We start from the raw sequence: 20,931 nt of genomic DNA on the forward strand, positions 1-20,931 counted from the left end.
AAACGGGTTTTTCAGGGGGGCGTCAAGCAAGTTTTGAAAAAAAGTTTAATTATTACCGCCGCTTACGATCCGCCCCCGGATTTGCAGCGGTTTTACTCCGCTGGCGGCACGTAACCTTCGGCCTTGGCGTATTCCTCGCCGGAGAAGTACTTGTCCATTTCCGCCTGGATGAACTTGCGATCCTCGGCGTTCATCATGTTCAGGCGCTTTTCGTTGATCAGCAGGGTCTGGTGCTTCTGCCAGTCGCCCCAGGCCTTGGCCGAGACGTGCTCGTAGATATCCTGGCCCTTGGGGCCCGGGTACGGCGGACGTTCCAGGCCTGGCAGTTCTTCTTGGTATTTGCGGCACATTACGGTGCGGGTCATGACGACTCTCCTGCATTCAATACTTCAGCCGCGCGTTTGAGCAGTGTCTTCACCGGGGCGGCAAGGCCCAGGCGCGGCGGGGTGGCGAGGTTATACCAGAGCCAGTCGGCCTCGGCGACGTGCAGGGCCGACTCTTCGACCCGGATCAGCCAGGGTTCGATGGCCAGCTGGAAGTGGCTGAAGGTGTGTACCAGGGCGGGCATCTGCTGGTGTTGACCCAGCTCCAGGGAGTGTTGCAGGGCCAGGTGCTGGATGTCGTCCAGGTCATCGAGTTCCGGCAGGCTCCAGAGCCCGCCCCAGAGGCCGCTGGAAGGGCGGCGGTAGAGCAGGATGGCGCCTTCGCGGTTGGCCAGCATGGGCATCAGGGTGCGTTTCTGGGGGACTTCCTTGCGTGGCTTGGGCACCGGATAGCGGGTTTCCAGGCCGAGCATGTGCGCTTCGCAGTGCCGCTCCAGGGGGCACAGCAGGCAGCTGGGCTTGCTACGGGTGCACAAGGTCGCCCCCAGGTCCATCATTGCCTGGGTGTAGTGGTTGATCCGCGAGTGGGGCGTGAAGCGTTCGGCGGTCGCCCACAACTGCTTGGCCACCTTGGGTTCCCCCGGGTAGCCCTCCTGGGCGGTAAAGCGCGCCAGGACCCGCTTGACGTTGCCATCGAGGATCGGCGCCCGCAGGCCCATGCTGATGCTGGCGATGGCCCCGGCGGTGGACAGCCCGATGCCTGGCAGCTCGGTGAGTTTTTCCACGTCGCGGGGAAATTCGCCGCCGTATTCGGCCATCACGATCTTCGCGGTCTTCTGCAGGTTGCGCGCCCGGGTGTAGTAGCCCAGGCCGGTCCACAGGTGCAGCACTTCGTCTTCCGGTGCCTCGGCCAGGGCCTGCACCGTGGGCAGGGAGGCCATGAAGCGGTCGAAGTAGTTGAGCACGGTACTGACCTGGGTCTGCTGCAGCATGATCTCCGAGACCCAGACCCGATACGGGTTGATGTCCTGTTGCCAGGGCAGGTCGTGGCGCCCGTGACGGTCATACCAATCCAGCACCGCGCTGGAAAAAGCCTCGGCTCTCATCGCTTGAACAGCCCCTTGATTGCGTTCTTCAGTTCCGGGCTGACCTTGTCGCCGAGTTTCTCGTCGATCTTTTCCTTGAGGCGGTCGCCGGCCAGCTTGGCGGCCACCTGGCCCAGGCCGTCCTTGTCCAGGCGGCAGGCCTTGGCGCCCAGCTCCAGCGGGCCACGGCAACGCAGCGGCAGCTCGATGCCACGGAAGCGCTCGCCCACCTGGCAGGCCGGGTCCGGGTTATCGCTCAGGTCGCCTTCGACGACGATGCCCACGCGATAGTCCAGGCCCAGCACGCGCAGGTCGATGTCGCCGTTGCCGTTGACGGTCATGCCGGGGATGCGCACTTTCAGGTCCGGGTTGCTGGCCACGCCATTACGCAAGGTCAGGTTGCCCTTGAGCTCCTGGAACGGGGTGTCCTTGCCGCGCGGGGTACTGGTCAGGTTCTTGCGGTTGAGCACGGCGATACCCTGGCACAGCTGTTGCTCGATGCTGGCGTTGAGCAGCACACCGTTGTTGATGGCGAAGCTGGCGGTGCCGTTGAGGCTGTCGATCAGCGCCTTCTGGCTGTTGCCGTTGCCGGTGAGGTTGCTGCTCAGGGTGACCAGGCCCTTGACCGGAGGGTTCTGGCCCTGGTTTTCCAGGATGCGCTCCACCGGCACCCGGTTGATCCGGGTCTGCAGGCTCAGTTTCGGGGTGCTCTGGCGCACGTCCAGGGTGCCATTGGCCTCGAAGCTGCCGTTGAACAGCTCGCCGCGCAGGTTGGCGAGTTTCAGCAGGCCATCCTGGCCGGAAGCCTTGAGCGCGGCATTCTGGATCGGCAGCTTGTCCAGGGTCAGTTGGCCGAAGTTCAGGTCGGCGTCGACGTCGAGCTGGGCCAGGCGTTCCACCGGCAGCAGGCGGTCGGTGCTCCAGGCGCCCTTGGTCGGTGCGTCGGGCAGCGGCGTGGTGCCGCCCGCGGCAGCCGCCTCGCTACCCTGTACTTCGGCCTTGCGGGCCGCGGCGGCGCTGTTGGCTGCCGCGGACTTGGGCGGCAGGTAGCGGTCGACGTTGAAGGTATCGGCCTTGAGCTGGGCTCGCAGGGCTTGCTTGGCGAAGTCCTCGATGGCCAGGCGACCGCTGAAGGTGCTGTCGTCGAGCTTCAGGGCGAGATCTTCCAGGGCCAGGCTGGTGGGGGTGCCTTGCAGGCGGCTGGCCAGCTCGACCTTGCTCAGGCTGCCCTCGGCCATGGCCGGCAGGGTCTGGCCGATGCTGTCGACGAATTTCGCCAGGTCGAACTGGGCGATGGAGATTCCGCCGCTGATCTGCGGCGTCTTGTCCAGGTCATTGACCTTGAGTTCGCCCAGGGCCCGCAGCTGGTTGAGGGAGAGCTTCAGCCCGGTCCACTGGCCGACGTTGGCGGCCTTGTCCAGCAGCAACTGGCCCTGGGCGGAGAAGGTCAGGGTCTTGCCTTGCAAGGGGTCGCCGGCCGCCTCGCCGGACAAGCGCATGTCCTCGAACTGATAGCGCTGCAGGGCACGGTCGAAGCGCAGTTCGCCGTTGAGCTCGGTGCGCACGCGCACCGCCGGTTGGCTGCTGGCCAGGAAGGCGGTGAGCTTGACCGGAGTGTTGGTGGCTTCGTGGATCGGCCCGGTGCTGAGCTGGATGCTCTCGGCGGTGAACTGCTTGCCGGTCTGTTCGTCGTTGTATTCGACCCGGGCGTTGTTCACCGTCAGGCTGTCGATATCCAGGCGGATCGGCTGCGCGGGTTTTTCCGCGCTGGCCGCAGCCTCGCCGGTTTCGCCGGTGCTGGTGGCAGGCGTCTCGGCCTGGCGGTCGGCCGGCGCAGCCTTGCCGATGTCCTGCCAGTTGCCGTGGCCGTCCTTGTCGCGGGCCAGGCGCAGGTTCAGCCCCTCGACCCGGACGTCGCTCATCTGTACTTCGCGGCGCAGCAATGGCAGCACGCGAACCGACAGGCCCAGCATCTGCAGGTCGGCGAAAGGCTGGGTGGGGTTGGCCAGGGTGGCCACCCCGGCGTCGTGCAGTTCCAGGCCGAGCCAGGGGAACAGGCTCCAGCCGATGTCGCCATTGAGGGTCAGCTCGATGTGGGCCTTGTCCCGGGCAATCTGGCGGATTTCGTCTTTGTAGTCGTTGGGGTCGAACAGGTGGGTCAGGGCGAAGCCCAGAGCCACGATGATCAGTAACAGCCCGAGAATTACCAGACCCAGGATTTTGCCGAGCGCTTTCATGGGCGAGTCCTTGTATGTCGAATTCAAAATTTAGCGGGGCAGTATAACGCCCCGGACCTGGCGACTGTTGACCCAAACCGTCTAGGGGTGCTTGAGCTCAAGCCCCAGCTTGGCCGCCAGGGCCTGGGCCTCGAGATGCCCGGCCGGAGCCAGCAGGTACAGGTTCGCCCCCTCGGTCCGGGCCATTTCCCGGGCCTGGCTCACCAGGCGTTCGGCCACGCCGCGGCGCCGGGTGATCTGGCGCACACAAAGGTGGGACAGGGACCAGCCGTCCGAGTGCCGTTGCAGATACCCGGCTCCCAGCAAGCGGTCGTTGAAGCGCGCCGCCAGCAGGCTGGCGTCCCCCAGGGCATGGGCGATCAGCTGCGGGGCATCGGCATGGGGAGCGAACAGCCAGTCCGGGGCGTCCTGGTAGATCTTGCGCAGGTCCTGCTGGTCCTGGGGGCTGGCGTCGTACAGCGCTTGGACAACGATGGGCATGGGGGTTCCTGGGGAGAGGGTGGGCGGCGACCACCAGAGCAGTCGCGACAAAAAAGGTGGTAGCAGTTTGCTTTCTTAATGTTTTGCAAATGGTAACCTCTGGCGGTTCGTCCGTCCTTCCGCGACTTAATGTCGCGCCCGCCCAAGGGAAGCTTTACTCAATCAGAACGACCATGCCTGCGTGCCAAGGTCGTCGCAGGGGAGTGGCCGGTGAACAATTCCAATAATTGGGGGAACATCCATGAGCTCTAGCATCGCGGCCGCCAACCCGGCCGCCCAGCCAGCGTTCTTGTCCAAAGAACGCATCATCGCCAAGCCCGGTTTCAACCGCTGGCTGGTTCCACCGGCCGCCCTGGCCATCCACCTGTGCATCGGCATGGCCTATGGCTTCTCGGTGTTCTGGCTGCCACTGTCCAAGGCGCTGGGTATCAGCGCCCCCGTGGCTTGCGAGCCGGGCATGGGCTTCATCGCCCAGGTCTTCTCGTCCCAGTGTGACTGGCCGATCTCCATGCTCGGCTGGATCTACACCCTGTTCTTCATCTTCCTGGGTTGCTCGGCGGCGATCTGGGGCGGCTGGCTGGAACACGCCGGTCCGCGCAAGGCTGGGGTGGTCTCCGCCCTGTGCTGGTGCGGCGGCCTGCTGATTTCCGCCCTGGGGGTCTACACCCACCAGATCTGGCTGATGTGGATCGGCTCCGGGGTGATCGGCGGGATCGGCCTGGGCCTGGGCTACATCTCCCCGGTGTCGACCCTGATCAAGTGGTTCCCGGACAAGCGTGGCATGGCCACCGGCATGGCGATCATGGGTTTCGGCGGCGGCGCGATGGTCGGTGCGCCCCTGGCGGCCGCGTTGATGAGCCACTTCGCTACCCCCACCAGCGTCGGCGTCTGGCAGAGCTTCCTGGTGATGGCCGCGATCTATTTCGTGTTCATGATCGGTGGCGCCCTGGCGTATCGCGTACCGCCCACCGGCTGGAAGCCCGAGGGCTGGAGCGCGCCGGTGAAAAAAGCCGGTAACGCGATGATCACCCACCGCCACGTGCATGTGAACGTGGCCTGGAAGACCCCGCAGTTCCGCCTGGTGTGGCTGGTGCTATGCCTGAACGTGTCGGCCGGTATCGGCATCCTCGGCATGGCCTCGCCACTGCTGCAGGAAGTGTTCGCCGGCAAGCTGCTGGGCAACGACCTGAGCTTCAGCCAGCTGGACGCCGGGCAACTGGCGCAGATCGCCGCCATCGCCGCCGGCTTCACTGGCCTGCTGAGCTTGTTCAACATCGGTGGCCGGTTCTTCTGGGCGTCGTTCTCCGACTACCTGGGCCGCAAGAACACCTACTTCGTGTTCTTCGCCCTCGGGTTTGCCCTGTATGCGCTGATACCGAACCTCGGCCACCTGGGCAACGTCGCCCTGTTCGTGGCGGCGTTCTGCATCATCCTGTCGATGTACGGCGGCGGTTTCGCCACGGTCCCGGCCTACCTGGCGGACCTGTTCGGCACCCAGATGGTGGGAGCGATCCACGGTCGCCTGCTGACGGCCTGGGCGGCGGCCGGCGTGCTGGGTCCGGTGCTGGTGAACTACCTGCGCGAATACCAGCTGAGCATCGGCGTCGAGCGCGCCGCGGCCTATGACATCACCCTGTACATCCTCGCCGGCCTGCTGGTGCTGGGTTTCCTGTGCAACCTGCTGGTGCGCCCGGTGGCTGACAAGTACTTCATGAGCGACGAGCAACTGGCGGCCGAGCAGGCGCTGGGCCACGACAAGGGCGCCGACAGCGCCACGGTGCTGGAGTGGAAAGCCTCGCCCGGCAGCGTGCCGCTGGCGATCGCCGCCTGGCTGGTGGTGGGCATTCCCCTGGCATGGGGCGTGTGGATAACCCTGCAGAAGACCGCAGTGCTGTTCCACTAGGACCCTGCCTGGCGCGGGAGCGAGGTCGCTCGCTTTCGCGCGCGGGGTTGCTTGTCATGACAGGTACAGCCTCGTAGCCATTGGTTCGCGCCCGTCAGGATGTCGTTCGACGTGTTCCTGTTTGGCCCTCCCCGGGCCTATACTGCTCGCCTTTTTCGCCCAATGATTTTGCGGAGCTGGTGATGGCCGAACGTAAGGCGTCTGTCGAGCGCGACACTCTGGAAACCCAGATCAAAGCCTCGATCAACCTGGATGGCACCGGAAAGGCCCGATTCGATATCGGCGTACCTTTCCTCGAGCACATGCTGGACCAGATCGCCCGGCATGGGCTGATCGACCTGGATATCGAAAGCAAGGGCGACCTGCATATCGACGACCACCACACCGTGGAAGACGTCGGCATCACCCTGGGCCAGGCGTTCAGCCAGGCCATCGGCGACAAGAAAGGCATCCGCCGCTATGGCCATGCCTATGTGCCGCTGGATGAAGCCCTGTCCCGGGTGGTGATCGACTTCTCCGGCCGTCCCGGCCTGCAGATGCACGTGCCCTTCACCCGAGCCACCGTCGGCGGCTTCGATGTCGACCTGTTCCAGGAGTTCTTCCAGGGCTTCGTCAACCACGCCAACGTGACCCTGCACATCGACACCCTGCGCGGCCACAACACCCACCACCAGATCGAGACCGTGTTCAAGGCCTTCGGGCGCGCGCTGCGCATGGCGGTGGAGCTGGACGAGCGCATGGCCGGGCAGATGCCTTCCACCAAGGGCGTGCTGTAATGCAGACGGTAGCCGTCATCGACTACGGCATGGGCAACCTGCACTCCGTGGCCAAGGCCCTGGAGCACGTGGGCGCCGGCAAGGTGCTGATCACCAGCGACGCCAGCGTGATCCGCGAAGCCGACCGGGTGGTGTTTCCCGGCGTGGGCGCGATCCGCGACTGCATGGCCGAGATCCGCCGCCTGGGCTTCGATGCCCTGGTGCGTGAAGTCAGCCAGGACCGTCCGTTCCTGGGAATCTGCGTGGGCATGCAAGCCCTGCTCGAGCACAGCGAAGAGAACGACGGCGTGGACTGCATCGGGCTGTTTCCCGGCCAGGTGAAGTTCTTCGGCAAGGGCCTGGTGGAAGAGGGCGAGCATCTCAAGGTGCCGCACATGGGCTGGAACGAGGTCAAGCAGGCCGTGGACCATCCGCTGTGGCACAGCATCCCGGACCTGGCGCGCTTCTACTTCGTGCACAGCTACTACATCACCGCCGGCAATGCCCGGCAGGTGGTGGGCAGCGGCCACTACGGCGTGGATTTCGCCGCGGCGCTGGCCGAGGGCTCGCGTTTTGCCGTGCAGTTCCACCCCGAGAAGAGCCATACCCATGGCCTGCAGTTGTTGCAGAACTTCGCGGCCTGGGACGGTCGCTGGTAAATGAACAGGTCGCGCAGCAAGGCGCCGATACTGACGCTGACCCCCGAGCAGGAGCGCGAAGCGCTGGACAAGCTCAAGCGCTTGCTCGAAGACCGCTTCGACCTGCAACTGGGGTCGTTCGAGGTGGCCGAGATCCTCGAATTGTTCGGCAAGGAAATTGCCCCCCACTACTACAACAGGGCGATTGCCGATGTTCAGCTGCACCTCAAGGAGCGGTTCGAGAGCATCGAAAGCGACCTGTGGGCGCTCGAAAAGAATTAAGGCAGCGGCCAGCTTCAAGCTGCAGGCTGCAAGAAGTAGACACGCGTGCGCGCTTGCAGCTTATGGCTTGCAGCTTGCAGCTCTTTTGACGAAGGAAAAAGCATGCTGATCATTCCCGCAATCGACCTCAAAGACGGCGCCTGCGTGCGCCTGCGCCAGGGTCGCATGGAAGACTCCACCGTATTCTCCGACGACCCGGTGAGCATGGCCGCCAAATGGGTCGAGGGTGGCTGCCGTCGCTTGCACCTGGTGGACCTCAACGGTGCCTTCGAAGGCCAGCCGGTCAACGGTGAAGTGGTTACCGCCATCGCCAAGCGCTATCCGACCCTGCCGATCCAGATCGGCGGTGGCATCCGTTCGCTGGAAACCATCGAGCACTACGTCAAGGCTGGCGTCAGCTACGTGATCATCGGCACCAAGGCGGTGAAGGAGCCGGAGTTCGTCGCCGAGGCCTGCCGCGCCTTCCCGGGCAAGGTCATCGTCGGCCTGGACGCCAAGGACGGTTTCGTCGCCACCGACGGCTGGGCCGAAGTCAGCTCGGTACAGGTCATCGACCTGGCCAAGCGCTTCGAGGCCGATGGCGTCTCGGCGATCGTCTACACCGACATCGCCAAGGACGGCATGATGCAGGGCTGCAACGTACCCTTCACCAAGGCCCTGGCCGAAGCCACCTCGATCCCGGTGATCGCCTCCGGCGGCATCCATAACCTGGGCGACATCAAGGCCCTGCTGGACGCCAAGGCACCGGGCATCATCGGCGCCATCACCGGTCGCGCCATCTACGAAGGCACCCTCGACGTCGCCGAGGCCCAGGCGTTCTGCGACAGCTACAAGCCGTAAGCTGCAAGCTGCAAGTTAAAAGCACGGTCTCGGCCTGCTCTTGCTTGCAGCTTGAAGCTTGAAGCTTCTTAATCGGAGATTAAGTCTATGGCGCTAGCCAAGCGCATCATCCCTTGCCTGGACGTGGACAACGGTCGGGTAGTGAAGGGCGTCAAGTTCGAGAACATCCGCGATGCCGGCGACCCGGTGGAGATCGCCCGGCGCTACGATGAACAGGGTGCGGACGAGATCACTTTCCTGGACATCACCGCCAGCGTCGATGGCCGCGATACCACCCTGCATACCGTCGAGCGCATGGCCAGCCAGGTGTTCATCCCGCTGACCGTGGGCGGTGGCGTGCGCACCGTGCAGGACATCCGCAACCTGCTCAATGCCGGCGCGGACAAGGTCTCGATCAACACCGCCGCGGTGTTCAACCCGGAGTTCGTCGGCGAAGCCGCACAACACTTCGGGTCCCAGTGCATCGTGGTCGCCATCGATGCCAAGAAGGTCTCCGGCCCGGGCGAAGAGCCGCGCTGGGAAATCTTCACCCATGGCGGGCGCAAGCCCACCGGGCTGGACGCGGTGGAGTGGGCGAAGAAGATGGAAGGCCTGGGGGCCGGGGAAATCCTGCTGACCAGCATGGACCAGGATGGCATGAAGAATGGCTTCGACCTGGGCGTCACCCGGGCCATCAGCGATGCCCTGGGTATCCCGGTGATCGCCTCCGGCGGTGTCGGCAACCTGCAACATCTGGCCGATGGCATCATCGAGGGCCACGCCAGTGCGGTGCTGGCGGCCAGCATCTTCCACTTCGGCGAGTACACCGTTCCCGAGGCCAAGGCCTACATGGCCCAGCGCGGGATCGTGGTGCGATAGCCACTGGACAGCATGGCGGGCTCGCGGCACTCTGGAGTTCGCCATGGTTCCCGGTAACCCGTCATGCTCAAACGTCTTCTTGTGGTTGTCGCCAGCGCCGGTTTTCTGCTCGGTGGCCTCGCCCGCGCCGCCGAACCCGCCGACACCTCCCTGGTGTTGCTGACGGAAAACTTCCCTCCCTACAACATGGCCATCAACGGTAAGAACTTCGCCCAGGGCGAGAACATCAACGGTATCGCCGTGGATATCGTCCGTGAAATGTGCAAGCGCGCCGGCGTCAACTACAGCCTGACCCTGCGCTTTCCCTGGGAACGCATCTACAAGATGGCCCTGGAGCAACCGGGTTATGGCGTGTTCGTCACGGCCCGGCTGCCGGACCGCGAGTCGCTGTTCAAATGGGTCGGCCCCATCGGCCCGGACGATTGGATCATGCTGGCCAAGGCCGGCAGCAAGATCACCCTCCAATCCCTGGAGCAGGCGCGCAAGTACAAGATCGGCGCCTATAAAGGCGATGCCATCGCCGAGACCCTGGCCAAGCAGGGCCTGGACCCGCAAGTGGTGCTGCGTGACCAGGACAACGCCAGGAAGCTGGTGGCGGGGCAGATCGATCTCTGGGCCACCGGTGATCCCGCCGGGCGCTACCTGGCCAAGCAGGAAGGCATCACCGGCCTCAAGACGGTGCTGCGCTTCAACAGCGCCGAGCTGTACCTGGCCTTGAACAAGGACGTGTCCGACGAGGTGGTGGCCAAGCTCCAGGCCGCCCTGGACGAGATGCGCAAGGAAGGCCTGGTGGAAGAGATCATGGGCCGCTACCTGTAGAGGGGCAGCCGCAAGCTGCAAGCTTGGAGCTGCAAGTGGCTTGAGGCTTGCAGCTTGCAGCTGCTTCAGCGGTACACCCCATCCTTGCCATGCCCACTCATGGCCTTGTTGCTACGCACGCTGATCATCAACTTGATGTCTATCCAGTCGATGCCCTGGGCCTTGAGCTTGGGCAGTTCGCGCTCCAGCACCGCCAGGGTCTGCGGATACGGGTGGCCGATCATCACCGCCGAGCCCTGCCTGCGTGCCAGCTTGATCGCCGCCTGCAACTGCTGGGCAATCGCCGGCTCGGTACGTTCATCGTCGAGGAACACATCCCGGGAAACGCTGGCCAGGCCGATCTTCTGCGCTTCGGCGGCGGCCACGGTCTGGGCGCTGGTGCGGCTGTCGACGAAGAACTTGTTGCGCCGTTGCAACTCGCTCATGAGCCAGGCCATGGCCGGTCGCTGGGACGTCATGCGGCTGCCCATGTGGTTGTTGATGCCACTGGTGTAGGGCACGGCCTGGAACGCCGCTTCCAGGCGCTTCTGCAGTTCTTCCTGCGGCAGGTCCGGGTGCCAGGCGAACGGCCCGGTGGCCGGGTCCATGGGCATGTGCAGGATGACGATCTTGCCGGCGCGGTGGGCTTCCCGGGCGAATTCGGCGGCATGGGGCGTATCGGGCATGATCGCCGTGGTCACCGGGCCGGGTAGTCCCAGCACGCGGCGGTCGCGGGGCAGGTTCTGGCCCAGGTCGTCGATGATCAGGCTCAGGTAGGCCTTGGGTGCCTGCGGGGCGGCGGCCTGGACCGGGAGGCAGCAGAGCAGGGCCAGCAGCAGGCCGCCGAGCAGCCGGGAGAATGGCTGGCGGTTGTGCATCGAAGGAAAGCGCAGCATGGGAATCAGCAATGGCCTTGGCAATGGACGCCCTGGCGGACGCTTCGCCGGCTAGCCGGCTCCCTGCTTGGGAGTCGGCTGGCCGGCGAGGGTTCAATCATTTACCGCGAGTGATGCTCAGCCCCTTGAGCAGGCTCAGGGCCTGGGCCAGCTGGTAGTCGTCGTCCTGTGGCATCGGCTTGGCCTTGCCGGCAGATCCGCTTGGCTTGTCGGCGCCGCCGTTGCCATTGCCCAGGTGACCCTGCAGGTCGGCTTCCTTGAAGTACTCGCCGTCCTGGGACTCGCTGGTGATCTTGGCGCGGCGCACCTCGATGTCCGGGACGATGCCCTGGGCCTGGATCGAGCGGCCATTGGGGGTGAAGTACAGCGCGGTGGTGATCTTCAGGGCGCGGTCGTTGTTCAGCGGCAACACGGTCTGTACCGAGCCCTTGCCGAAGCTGGTGGTGCCCATCAGCACGGCGCGCTTCTGGTCCTGCAGGGCGCCGGCGACGATCTCCGAGGCCGAGGCGCTGCCGCCGTTGATCAGCACCACCATGGGCACGGCTTCGCTCTCGTCCTTGCCGGTGGCGGAGAAGCGCAGCTCGGAATTGGCGATCCGGCCCTTGGTGTAGACGATCAGGCCCTTGGTGATGAAGTGGTCGACCACTTCCACCGCCGCCTGCAGCACGCCGCCCGGGTTGTTGCGCAGGTCGAGGATGATGCCGTTGAGCTTCTTGCCGTTGTCCTTGCGCAGCTTGGCCAGGGCCTTGGAGACTTCCTCGCCGGTCTTGACCTGGAACTGGGTGATGCGGATGTAGCCATAGCCGGACTCCAGCAACTGGCTCTTCACGCTCTTGACCTGGATGGTGGCGCGGGCCAGGGTCACGTCGAATGGCGTGCCGCCGTCGCGGACCAGGGTCAGGGTGATCTTCTGGCCGATCTTGCCGCGCATCTTGTCCACGGCCTCGGTCATGGTCTGGCCACGGGTCGGCTGGCCGTTGATCTTGACGATCAGGTCCCCGGCCTGGATCCCGGCCTTGGAGGCCGGGGTATCGTCGATCGGCGACACCACCTTGATGAAGCCGTCCTCGGCGCCGACCTCGATGCCCAGGCCACCGAACTCGCCGCTGGTGCTTTCCTGCAGTTCGGCGAAGTCTTCCGGCCCCAGGTAGGACGAATGCGGGTCGAGATTGCTGAGCATGCCCTTGATGGCGTTTTCCAGCAGGGTCTTGTCATCGACAGGTTCGACATACGCGGCCTTGATGCGGTCCATCACCTCGGCGAAGGTGCGCAGCTCTTCCAGCGGCAAAGGCGCCTTGGTGGTCGCGGCGCTGGTCGCCTGGGCGGTTTCGGCGGCGAACGCCAGGGGCGCGCCGATCACCAGGGCGATCGTCAGGGCCAGCGAGGTAAGGCGGGACAAATGCAGCATGTCGAACGAACTCCTAATTTAGATGCAGCGCTTATCCTTGCGCGTGGCACCACTGTGCCGGGTCGCTGGGGCGGCCCTGCTGACGAATGGCAAAGTACAGCGCAGGAGTGTCCTGTCCGCCACTATTACCGACTGTGGAGATGGACTCTCCGGCCTTGACCACGTCGCCAGCTTCCTTGAGCAGCGTCTGGTTGTGTCCGTAGAGGCTCAGGTAGCCGTTGCCGTGGTCGAGGATCACCAACAGCCCGGCACCGCGCAGCCAGTCGGCGAATACCACCCGGCCCCCATGCACGGCATGGACCTGGCTGCCGGCGGCAGCGCTGATCATCACCCCGTCCCACTTGGAGCGGGCATCGTCGCCACGGGTTTCACCAAAGCGTGCCAGCAATCGACCATCGACTGGCCATGGAAGTTTGCCCCGTGCCGAGGCGAATGCCCCGCCATAGGATGGCCCGCTGCTGGAAACCAGGGCTCCAGGGGTGGAGTGGACCGGCTTGCGCGGTGCATCGCTGGTGTCGGCCTGGGCTTCACGCAAGCGCTTTTTTTCGGCTTCCTGCTGGGCGATCAGCGCTCTCTGGCGCGCCTCTTCCGCCTCGCGAGCCTGGCGTGCCAGGGTTTCCTCGATGGTCTTGAGAACCTTGCCCAGGTCGGCCTGGTCCTGTTCGCGCTGCTGCAGCTTCTGGTCCCGGGCCTTGACGTCGTCGTTGAGCTTGGCCAGGGCCAATTGGCGCTCCTTGCGGACCTTGGCCAGCTCCTCGCGCTGGGTGTCGAGGCTGCTTTTCTGCACCAGCAGCTGGGCCTGCTGCAGGGAAATGTCCTTTTCCACGTTGGCCAGCTGGCGCAGGGTCTCGTTGAAGTTCTTCAACTGCTCCAGGCGGGCCTGGCTCAGGTAGTCGTAATAGGTGAGGGTACGGGCGAATTTTTCCGGATTCTGCTGGTTGAGCAGCAGCTTGAGGTATTCCTGGCGCCCGTTCTGGTAGGCCGCGCGGGCCTGGATGGCGATCAGCCGTTGCTGTTCAGTGCGCGCGCTCTGGAGTTTTTTTTTCTCCTCATCGAGTCGCTGCAGCTCGGATTCGCTTTTCTTCAGCTCTTTCTGCAGGGCCTCGACCTGCTTCTCCAGCTTGCCCATCTCGGTCTCGGTGCCGCGCAGCTCCTTCTGCACTCCGGATTTCTCTTCCTGCAGCTTGCCCAGCAGTTTCTTCAGCTCGGCGATGTCCTGACGCGTGGCGTCCAACTGTTGTTGGGTTTGCGCGCGCTCATCGGCGAAAGCCGGTTGGAGCAGGCAGGTCAGGGCAAGGGCAATCAAGGCGCGAAGCATAGAGGCGGGCGACACCAGGGAAAGGGACGGCCTAGTATGCCCGCCCCTCGCGGCAAAAAAAACGCCTCAAAGCCAACTGCTTTGAGGCGTTCGTCATAAAAGGCCGTTTGCGGCCCGCTATTGGGCCATTTGCTATCAGACCAGGATCGATTTACCGGTCATTTCCGCAGGTTGCGGCAGGTCCAGCAACTTGAGCATGGTCGGCGCCACATCCGCCAGGACGCCGCCTTCACGGACCTTCAGCGGCCGCTTGCCGACATAGATGAAGGGCACCGGCTCGGTGGTGTGGGCGGTGTGGGCCTGGCCGGTGGTTTCGTCGGACATCTGCTCGACGTTGCCGTGGTCGGCGGTGATCAGTGCTTCGCCACCGACCTTCTCCAGGGCGTCGACGATGCGCCCGACGCACAGGTCCAGGCATTCGACGGCTTTCACCGCGGCCTCGAACACACCGCTGTGGCCGACCATGTCGCCGTTGGCGTAGTTGACGATGATCACGTCATAGCGCTGGTGCTCGATGGCGTCGACGATCTTGTCGGTGACTTGCGGGGCGCTCATTTCCGGCTGCAGGTCGTAGGTGGCGACCTTCGGCGATGGGATGAGGATGCGCTCCTCACCCGGGAATGGCTCTTCGCGGCCGCCGGAGAAGAAGAAGGTCACGTGGGCGTACTTCTCGGTCTCGGCGATGCGCAGCTGGGTCTTGCCGTTCTTGGCCAGGTAGTCGCCCAGTACGTTTTCCAGGCTGCTGGGGGCGAAGGCCGCCGGGGCCGGGATGCTCGCCGCGTACTGGGTGAGCATGACGAAACCGGCCAGTTTCGGCTGGCGCGCACGCTCGAACTCCTTGAAATCATCCTCGACGAAGATCCGGCTCAGCTCGCGGGCCCGGTCGGCGCGGAAGTTCATGAACACCACGGCATCGCCGTCCTCGACCTTGACCGGCTCGCCGATGGTGGTGGCCTTGACGAATTCGTCGCTTTCATCGCGCTCGTAGGCCGCTTGCAAGCCTTGCTGGGCGCTGGCGGCGCTGAACTGGCCCTGGCCCTCGACGATCAGGTTGTAGGCCTGGGCCACGCGGTCCCAGCGGTTGTCGCGGTCCATGGCGAAGTAGCGGCCGACCAGGCTGGCGATACGGCCCTTGCCCAAGGTCTTGAAGGTTTCGTCCAGCAGTTCGATGGACGACTGGGCGCTCCTGGGCGGGGTGTCTCGACCGTCGAGGAAGGCGTGCAGGTAGATTTTCTCGGCGCCACGCTTGAAGGCCAGCTCGGCCATGGCCACCAGGTGATCCTGGTGGCTGTGCACGCCGCCGTCCGACAGCAGGCCGAGGATATGCACGGCCTTGCCGGCAGCCACGGCCTTGTCCACGGCGGCGCAGAGGGTCGGATTGTCGAAGAATTCGCCGTCGCGGATGGCCTTGGTCACCCGGGTGAAGTCCTGGTACACCACGCGGCCGGCCCCGAGGTTCATGTGGCCGACCTCGGAGTTGCCCATCTGGCCGTCCGGCAGGCCGACATCCATGCCCGAACCCGAGATCAGGCCGTTGGGCACGCTGGCGCACAGGCGATCCAGTACAGGCGTGTTGGCGGCATAGACGGCGTTGGATTCGTGGCTCTCGCTGTGACCGAAGCCATCCAGAATCATCAGGACCAAAGGTTTAGGCGTGGTAGTCATGGCGTCCACTCGTGGCTGGAAAAGGAGGTGTTGAAAAAGGGAGTGGCAGTTTAAAGGCAAGTTCCATCGGCGTCACCGCCGGGCGGGGTTTGGCCGACCTTGAGGGCTGTGTATACTGGCCGGCATTTTCACGCCCTGGAACCTCCTTAGATGGTTGCTCACCTGATTCAATTCGCTACTGAACACTACTTGCTCGTCGGCGCCTTCGTCATTCTCCTGGCCCTGCTGATCGCTCATGAACTGAGCCGCGGTGGCCGCAGCCTCAGCACCGGTGAGCTGACCGCGCTGGTCAACAGCGAGCAGGGCGTGGTGATCGATATCCGTCCATCCAAGGAATACGCCGCGGGCCACATCGTCGGCGCGCTGAACATTCCCCAGGACAAGCTGGCAGCCCGCATCGGCGAGCTGGAAAAGCACAAGGCCAAGACCATCATCCTGGTGGATGCCCAGGGCCAGCACGCCGGCACCCACGCCCGCGAGCTGATGAAGTCCGGCTTCACCGCGGCCAAGCTGTCCGGCGGTGTCGCCAGCTGGAAGGCCGATAACCTGCCATTGGTGAAGTAATGTCCCAGGTCATCGTCTATTCCAGTGATTACTGCCCTTATTGCTCGCGGGCCAAGCACCTGCTCGCAAGCAAAGGCGTAGCCTTCGAAGAGATCAAGGTCGATGGCAAGCCGCAGGTGCGCGCCGACATGGCCCAGAAAGCCGGACGTACGTCCGTGCCGCAGATCTGGATCGGCGCCACCCACGTAGGTGGTTGTGATGATTTGTTCGCCCTGGAGCGCGCCGGCAAGCTCGACGCGTTGCTGGCGGCCTGAAACTTCCCTATAGACCCCCGAGATCAAGAAGGATCCGAGATGACTGACCAACAGAACACTGCTGCTGCCGAAGACGAAAGCGCACCGCAATTCTCCCTGCAGCGCATCTATGTGCGTGACCTGTCCTTCGAAGCGCCGAAAAGCCCGGCGATCTTCCGCCAGCAGTGGGAACCCAGCGTCTCCCTGGACCTGAACACTCGCCAGAAAGCCCTGGAAGCAGACTTCCACGAAGTGGTGCTGACCCTGTCCGTGACCGTGAAGAACGGCGACGAAGTGGCCTTCATCGCTGAAGTGCAGCAGGCCGGTATCTTCCTGATCAAGAACCTGGACGAGGCTTCCATGAGCCACACCCTGGGTGCCTTCTGCCCGAACATCCTGTTCCCGTACGCTCGCGAAGCGCTGGACAGCCTGGTGACCCGTGGTTCGTTCCCGGCCCTGATGCTGGCTCCGGTGAACTTCGACGCGCTGTACGCCCAGGAGCTGCAACGCGTACAGGCCGGCGAGAACACCGTTCAGTAAGTGCTTCGTCCAGCCATGAAAAAAGCGCCGTCAATGGCGCTTTTTTCTTGCTCGGGAGAAACCTTCAGGTAGGAGCGAGGCTGGCCCGCGACAGGGGCGAGGCGAAATGCCTGTGCACCGCGTTACCGTTCATCGCGAGCACGCTTGGCTCCTGCACAAGCAGGCGCTTATTTGAAGCCCAGCTGGCGCCAGCCTTCATAGACCGCCACCGCCACGGTGTTGGACAGGTTCAGGCTGCGGCAGCCTTCGCGCATGGGCAGGCGCAGGCGCTGCTCGCCGGGCAGGGCGTCCAGTACTTCGGCCGGCAAGCCACGGCTTTCCGGGCCGAACAAGAAGGCGTCGCCGTCCTGGAAGCTGGCGTCGTGGAAAGGCCGCGAGCCCTTGGTGGTGAAGGCGAACAGGCGTGGATGGCCGAGGCTCTGCAAGCAGCTGGCGAGGTCGGGGTGGCGTTGCAGGGTGGCGTATTCGTGATAGTCGAGGCCGGCGCGACGCAGGCGCTTGTCGTCCATTTCGAAACCCAGCGGCTCGATCAAGTGCAGGTGGCAGCCGCTGTTGGCGCACAGCCTGATAACGTTGCCGGTATTCGGCGGAATTTCTGGTTGGAAGAGGATGACGTGAAACATGCACGGCTCCGAAGAGAAAGACAGGCAGCATTCTACGCCTGAAGAAGACCCGCGGCCGAAGCTAATGCTGCGGGTGTTCGGCTCCCTGGCCATAGTCGGGTTGATGGTTGGCTTGATGATCGGACGCCTGACCCAGACCGAGCCGGTGCAGTTGCTCAAGGTCGAAGGCGTGGCCGAGGGCCTGGTGGTGTGGTTCGACCGTGAGCCCAAGGTCCATGGCGAACATATCGAGGGGGCGGTGGCGTTGCTGTTCGATGCCACGGGCCAGGCGCAACAGGGTCAATTACAGGTCAACCAGCGGACCGCGAACTGGCGGATACGCCTGGCGGACCAGGGCTTGTTGCTGAACCTGGTGGCCGCTCGCCCGCTGCGGGGTGAATGGAGCGGGAGCGAGGTGGACGGGCGTTGGCGCCTGGAAGTCCGCCTGCGCGAGCAATAAAAGAGGGAAACCCCGGCCTGCCTGTACCAAGGCCCCCAAAAGGGAAGGGCTGGTCGTCTTGTCGGCGACGAGCCCAGGTGTAAAGAAGGGGATTCCCGGCCTGCCTGTACCAGGGTCCCCAAAACTCTGGCCGGCTCGCTTGGCGCGGGCGGACCGGGTGTTAAAGAGGGGGATTCCTGGCCTGCCTGTACCAAGGTCCCCAAAACGGGTGAGCGGTGGCGCTCGTGATCTTGTTATTGCAGGGGGCGTGCCAATTCAGGCTTAAACGCTTCAGTTAATTGCAGGGTCAAGCTGGAGGCCCCGGTTCTCGGGGCTTTCGCCGTTTTGTTGAGTTTTTCTTGCCTGGCCTGGTGCGGCCGTTCGGTAGCGGATCTCCGTCTGGCCGAGCCTTTTGGCGGTGCAGGCTCACCATTTCGGTGCACGAAAAGCATCGCGAGCCAGCCTCGCTCCTACGAAACACAAGATCCGCAGGAGCGAGGCTGGCTCGCGATAGGGTCTACAGAACAGCCGCTCAAGCCTCGTCGCTGTCCTCCTCGTCGCCGCCGTCGACCTTCATGCCCAGTTCCTTGATCTTGCGGGTCAGGGTATTGCGGCCCCAGCCCAGCAGGACCGCGGCATCGCGGCGCCGACCCGCGGTGTGCTTGAGCGCGGTCTCGATCATGATCCGCTCGAAGTTCGGGACCGCGCTGTCCAGCAGGTTGGACTGGCCGCGGGCCAGGGCCTGGTCGGCCCACTGGCGCAATGCCTGTTCCCAGTTGGTCACCGGCGCCGAGTCCTGGGGCAGGCTCAGCAGTTCCGGTGGCAGGTCGCCGATATGCACCTCGCGCCCGGAAGCCATCACGGTGATCCAGCGGCAGGTGTTCTCCAACTGGCGCACGTTGCCCGGCCAGGGCAGGTTCTTCAGGTATTCCTCGGTCTCGTGCTTGAGCAGCTTGGGTTCCACCGCCAACTCCTGGGCCGCGCGGCCGAGGAAGTGCTTGGCCAGGGTCGGGATGTCCTCGCGACGATCCGACAGGCGTGGAATATGGATGCGAATCACATTGAGGCGGTGGAACAGGTCTTCGCGGAACTTGCCGGCATGGACCAGGGTTTCCAGGTTCTGGTGGGTGGCGGCGATGATCCGCACGTCGACCTTGACCGGGGTATGGCCACCGACCCGGTAGAACTCGCCGTCGGCCAGCACCCGCAGCAGCCGGGTCTGGGTGTCGGCCGGCATGTCGCCGATCTCGTCGAGGAACAGCGTGCCGCCGTCGGCCTGCTCGAAGCGTCCGCGCCGCAGGTTGGCCGCGCCGGTGAACGCGCCTTTTTCATGGCCGAACAGCTCGGACTCCATCAGGTCCTTGGGGATGGCCGCCATGTTCAAGGCGATGAACGGCGAACTCGCCCGGGGGCTGTGGCGATGCAGGGCATGGGCCACCAGTTCCTTGCCGGTGCCGGATTCGCCATTGATCAGCACGGTGATGTTGGAGTGGCTCAGCCGGCCGATGGCGCGGAATACCTCCTGCATCGCCGGCGCCTCGCCGATGATCTCCGGGGTGCGGGCCAGGCTCGGGGCCACTTCCAGGCCTTGCTGTTCCTGGGCGTGCTGGTTGGCGCGCTTGACCAGGGAGACCGCCTCGTCGACGTCGAATGGCTTGGGCAGGTACTCGAAGGCGCCGCCCTGGTAGGAGGCGACGGCGCTGTCCAGGTCCGAGTGGGCGGTCATGATGATCACCGGCAGGCGCGGGTGCTGCTCGCGAATCCGTGCCAGCAGGTCGAGGCCGCTTGTCCCGGGCATGCGGATGTCGGAGATGATCACGTCCGGGGTCTGGCGTGCCAGGCGGCTCATCACGCCGTCGGCGCTGTCGAAGCTCTGGGTGGTCATCCCTTCCTGCTGCAAGGCTTTTTCCAGGACCCAGCGGATTGAACGGTCGTCATCGACGATCCACACGGTTTCACTTCGGCTCATGTCGATGGGGCTCCTTGTTCCAGTGGCAGAAAGATCGAGAACGTGGTGTGGCCTGGATGGCTGTCGCACTCGATCAGGCCCTGGTGCTGGCTGATGATGTTCTGGGTGATGGCCAGGCCCAGCCCGGTACCGTCCGGACGGCCGCTGACCATGGGGAAGAAGAGGGTGTCCTGCAGTTCGGCGGGAATCCCCGGGCCGTTGTCGATGATCTCGATCTTGGTCACCAGCCGGTGGCGTACGTGGCCGATGGTGAACTGGCGCATGGCGCGGCTGCGCAAGGTGATGCGGCCCAGGCGCAGTTCGTTCTGGGTACTGATGGCCTGCATGGCGTTGCGCACGATGTTCAGGACTGCCTGGATCATCTGCTCGCGGTCGACCAGCACGTCGGGGATGCTCGGATCGTAGTCCCGGACCAGGGTGATGCAGCCCTGGCTTTCGGCTTCCACCAGGCTGCAGACCCGTTCCAGCACTTCGTGGATGTTGGTCGGCGCCAGGACCGGCAGCTTGTTCGAGCCGAGCATGCGGTCCACCAGGTTCCGCAGGCGATCGGCTTCTTCGATGATGACGTTGGTGTAGTCCTTGAGGCCTTCTTCAGGCAACTGGCGGGCCAGTAACTGGGCCGCGCCACGAATTCCCCCCAGGGGATTCTTGATCTCGTGGGCCAGGCCGCGCACCAGCATCTTGCTGGTTTCCTGCTTGGACAGCTGGGCCTCTTCCTTGGTAATGCGCAGCAAGCGATCCCGGGGATGGACTTCCAGCAGCAGCAAGGTGTCGCCGTTGCTGAGGATCGGTGTCACCGCGTAATCCACGGTCAGGGTCTGGCCGGTCAGGGCGGTGAGCATCGCTTCGCGCTTGGTGAAGGGGTGCGCCTGTTCCACCGCCTGGCGCAGGGAGCTCAAGGCTTCGGCCGACTCGGTGAACAGCTCGCTGATGAACTGCCCATGGCTGCGCTGGCCGCTGATGGCCAGGAGCATCTCCGCTGCCGGATTCATGTACTCAAGGCGCAGGTCAGCGTTGAGCAGGATGGTGGCGGTGGTCAGGTTGTCCAGTAGCAGGCGATGCAGTGGGTCGCTGATGGTCATTCGGACCTCTTTTGGA

The 20,931-nt window shown here is 64.3% G+C and carries 22 protein-coding genes; 11 read left to right on the forward strand and 11 right to left on the reverse strand.

Features of this window, described 5'->3' with window-relative positions; all coding sequences use genetic code 11:
* Nucleotides 1-92 precede the first annotated feature (92 nt).
* The 4 genes from H7A76_RS04200 to H7A76_RS04215 all read right to left on the reverse strand — a co-directional run bounded on the left by H7A76_RS04200 (nt 93) and on the right by H7A76_RS04215 (nt 4,125).
* Nucleotides 93-365, reverse strand: coding sequence for an oxidative damage protection protein (locus H7A76_RS04200; RefSeq protein WP_185697345.1), 273 nt, complete (start codon nt 363-365; stop codon nt 93-95).
* Nucleotides 362-1,429 carry an A/G-specific adenine glycosylase gene (mutY, locus tag H7A76_RS04205; RefSeq protein WP_185697346.1) on the reverse strand — a complete coding sequence of 356 codons (1,068 nt, stop codon included), beginning with the start codon at nt 1,427-1,429 and terminating at the stop codon, nt 362-364. Before mutY ends, H7A76_RS04200 begins: the two co-directional genes overlap by 4 nt.
* Nucleotides 1,426-3,645: an AsmA family protein gene (locus tag H7A76_RS04210; protein WP_185697347.1), complete on the reverse strand. Its 2,220-nt coding sequence runs from the start codon at nt 3,643-3,645 to the stop codon at nt 1,426-1,428. The genes mutY and H7A76_RS04210 overlap by 4 nt, the downstream gene beginning before the upstream one ends.
* A gap of 81 nt (nt 3,646-3,726) precedes the next feature.
* Nucleotides 3,727-4,125, reverse strand: coding sequence for an acetyl-CoA sensor PanZ family protein (locus H7A76_RS04215; RefSeq protein ID WP_185697348.1), 399 nt, complete (start codon nt 4,123-4,125; stop codon nt 3,727-3,729).
* A 241-nt stretch (nt 4,126-4,366) separates the two neighbouring features.
* On the opposite strand from H7A76_RS04215, the gene H7A76_RS04220 reads away from it, so the two are divergent.
* From H7A76_RS04220 to H7A76_RS04250, 7 genes are all read left to right on the forward strand, one after another.
* On the forward strand, nt 4,367-6,028 hold the full coding sequence (locus H7A76_RS04220) for an OFA family MFS transporter (RefSeq protein ID WP_185697349.1): 1,662 nt from the start codon (nt 4,367-4,369) through the stop codon (nt 6,026-6,028).
* A 182-nt stretch (nt 6,029-6,210) separates the two neighbouring features.
* On the forward strand, nt 6,211-6,804 hold the full coding sequence (hisB, locus tag H7A76_RS04225; RefSeq protein WP_185697350.1) for an imidazoleglycerol-phosphate dehydratase HisB: 594 nt from the start codon (nt 6,211-6,213) through the stop codon (nt 6,802-6,804).
* Nucleotides 6,804-7,442 carry an imidazole glycerol phosphate synthase subunit HisH gene (hisH, locus tag H7A76_RS04230; protein WP_068589465.1) on the forward strand — a complete coding sequence of 213 codons (639 nt, stop codon included), beginning with the start codon at nt 6,804-6,806 and terminating at the stop codon, nt 7,440-7,442. The genes hisB and hisH overlap by 1 nt, the downstream gene beginning before the upstream one ends.
* Nucleotides 7,443-7,703: a DUF2164 domain-containing protein gene (locus H7A76_RS04235; RefSeq protein WP_185697351.1), complete on the forward strand. Its 261-nt coding sequence runs from the start codon at nt 7,443-7,445 to the stop codon at nt 7,701-7,703.
* A 102-nt stretch (nt 7,704-7,805) separates the two neighbouring features.
* The gene (gene hisA, locus H7A76_RS04240) at nt 7,806-8,543 is read left to right on the forward strand and encodes a 1-(5-phosphoribosyl)-5-[(5-phosphoribosylamino)methylideneamino]imidazole-4-carboxamide isomerase (RefSeq protein ID WP_185697352.1); all 738 of its coding nucleotides are present in this window, start codon (nt 7,806-7,808) and stop codon (nt 8,541-8,543) included.
* Nucleotides 8,544-8,630: 87 nt separating this feature from the next.
* Nucleotides 8,631-9,401 (forward strand): imidazole glycerol phosphate synthase subunit HisF, encoded by a 771-nt coding sequence (hisF, locus tag H7A76_RS04245; protein WP_022639244.1) that lies wholly within the window; start codon nt 8,631-8,633, stop codon nt 9,399-9,401.
* Nucleotides 9,402-9,464: 63 nt separating this feature from the next.
* The gene (locus tag H7A76_RS04250) at nt 9,465-10,220 is read left to right on the forward strand and encodes an ABC transporter substrate-binding protein (RefSeq protein WP_185697353.1); all 756 of its coding nucleotides are present in this window, start codon (nt 9,465-9,467) and stop codon (nt 10,218-10,220) included.
* Nucleotides 10,221-10,285: 65 nt separating this feature from the next.
* Here H7A76_RS04250 and H7A76_RS04255 read toward each other — a convergent pair whose 3' ends face one another.
* From H7A76_RS04255 to gpmI, 4 genes are all read right to left on the reverse strand, one after another.
* On the reverse strand, nt 10,286-11,095 hold the full coding sequence (locus H7A76_RS04255; RefSeq protein ID WP_260497907.1) for a divergent polysaccharide deacetylase family protein: 810 nt from the start codon (nt 11,093-11,095) through the stop codon (nt 10,286-10,288).
* Nucleotides 11,096-11,192: 97 nt separating this feature from the next.
* Nucleotides 11,193-12,503, reverse strand: coding sequence for a S41 family peptidase (locus H7A76_RS04260; RefSeq protein WP_185697354.1), 1,311 nt, complete (start codon nt 12,501-12,503; stop codon nt 11,193-11,195).
* A 31-nt stretch (nt 12,504-12,534) separates the two neighbouring features.
* Complete coding sequence (locus H7A76_RS04265) at nt 12,535-13,821, reverse strand: murein hydrolase activator EnvC family protein (RefSeq protein WP_185697355.1); 1,287 nt, start codon at nt 13,819-13,821, stop codon at nt 12,535-12,537.
* A 135-nt stretch (nt 13,822-13,956) separates the two neighbouring features.
* Nucleotides 13,957-15,486, reverse strand: a complete 1,530-nt coding sequence (gene gpmI, locus H7A76_RS04270; protein ID WP_185697356.1) for a 2,3-bisphosphoglycerate-independent phosphoglycerate mutase — start codon at nt 15,484-15,486, stop codon at nt 13,957-13,959.
* A 150-nt stretch (nt 15,487-15,636) separates the two neighbouring features.
* Here gpmI and H7A76_RS04275 point away from each other — a divergent pair, with 150 nt between their 5' ends.
* From H7A76_RS04275 to secB, 3 genes are read left to right on the forward strand one after another with little or no spacing between them, the layout of a single operon-like run.
* Nucleotides 15,637-16,050: a rhodanese-like domain-containing protein gene (locus tag H7A76_RS04275; RefSeq protein WP_185697357.1), complete on the forward strand. Its 414-nt coding sequence runs from the start codon at nt 15,637-15,639 to the stop codon at nt 16,048-16,050.
* The gene (gene grxC, locus H7A76_RS04280) at nt 16,050-16,304 is read left to right on the forward strand and encodes a glutaredoxin 3 (protein WP_185697358.1); all 255 of its coding nucleotides are present in this window, start codon (nt 16,050-16,052) and stop codon (nt 16,302-16,304) included. Before H7A76_RS04275 ends, grxC begins: the two co-directional genes overlap by 1 nt.
* 39 nt (nt 16,305-16,343) lie before the next feature.
* Nucleotides 16,344-16,823, forward strand: coding sequence for a protein-export chaperone SecB (secB, locus tag H7A76_RS04285; RefSeq protein WP_185697359.1), 480 nt, complete (start codon nt 16,344-16,346; stop codon nt 16,821-16,823).
* A 167-nt stretch (nt 16,824-16,990) separates the two neighbouring features.
* On the opposite strand, the gene H7A76_RS04290 is transcribed toward secB, so the two are convergent.
* Nucleotides 16,991-17,446: a tRNA (cytidine(34)-2'-O)-methyltransferase gene (locus H7A76_RS04290; protein ID WP_185697360.1), complete on the reverse strand. Its 456-nt coding sequence runs from the start codon at nt 17,444-17,446 to the stop codon at nt 16,991-16,993.
* Between H7A76_RS04290 and H7A76_RS04295 the strand changes: the two genes are divergently transcribed.
* Nucleotides 17,445-17,885: a hypothetical protein gene (locus H7A76_RS04295; protein WP_185697361.1), complete on the forward strand. Its 441-nt coding sequence runs from the start codon at nt 17,445-17,447 to the stop codon at nt 17,883-17,885. The two genes, H7A76_RS04290 and H7A76_RS04295, sit on opposite strands and share 2 nt — an antisense overlap.
* Before the next feature lie 511 nt (nt 17,886-18,396).
* On the opposite strand, the gene ntrC is transcribed toward H7A76_RS04295, so the two are convergent.
* A complete protein-coding gene (ntrC, locus tag H7A76_RS04300; RefSeq protein ID WP_185697362.1) occupies nt 18,397-19,833 on the reverse strand; it encodes a nitrogen regulation protein NR(I) in 1,437 nt (478 codons plus the stop codon).
* Complete coding sequence (glnL, locus tag H7A76_RS04305; protein WP_185697363.1) at nt 19,830-20,915, reverse strand: nitrogen regulation protein NR(II); 1,086 nt, start codon at nt 20,913-20,915, stop codon at nt 19,830-19,832. Before glnL ends, ntrC begins: the two co-directional genes overlap by 4 nt.
* Nucleotides 20,916-20,931: the final 16 nt, after the last annotated feature.

The sequence above is a fragment of the Pseudomonas sp. MSSRFD41 genome (genome assembly GCF_014230245.1).
GTDB lineage: Bacteria > Pseudomonadota > Gammaproteobacteria > Pseudomonadales > Pseudomonadaceae > Aquipseudomonas > Aquipseudomonas piscis.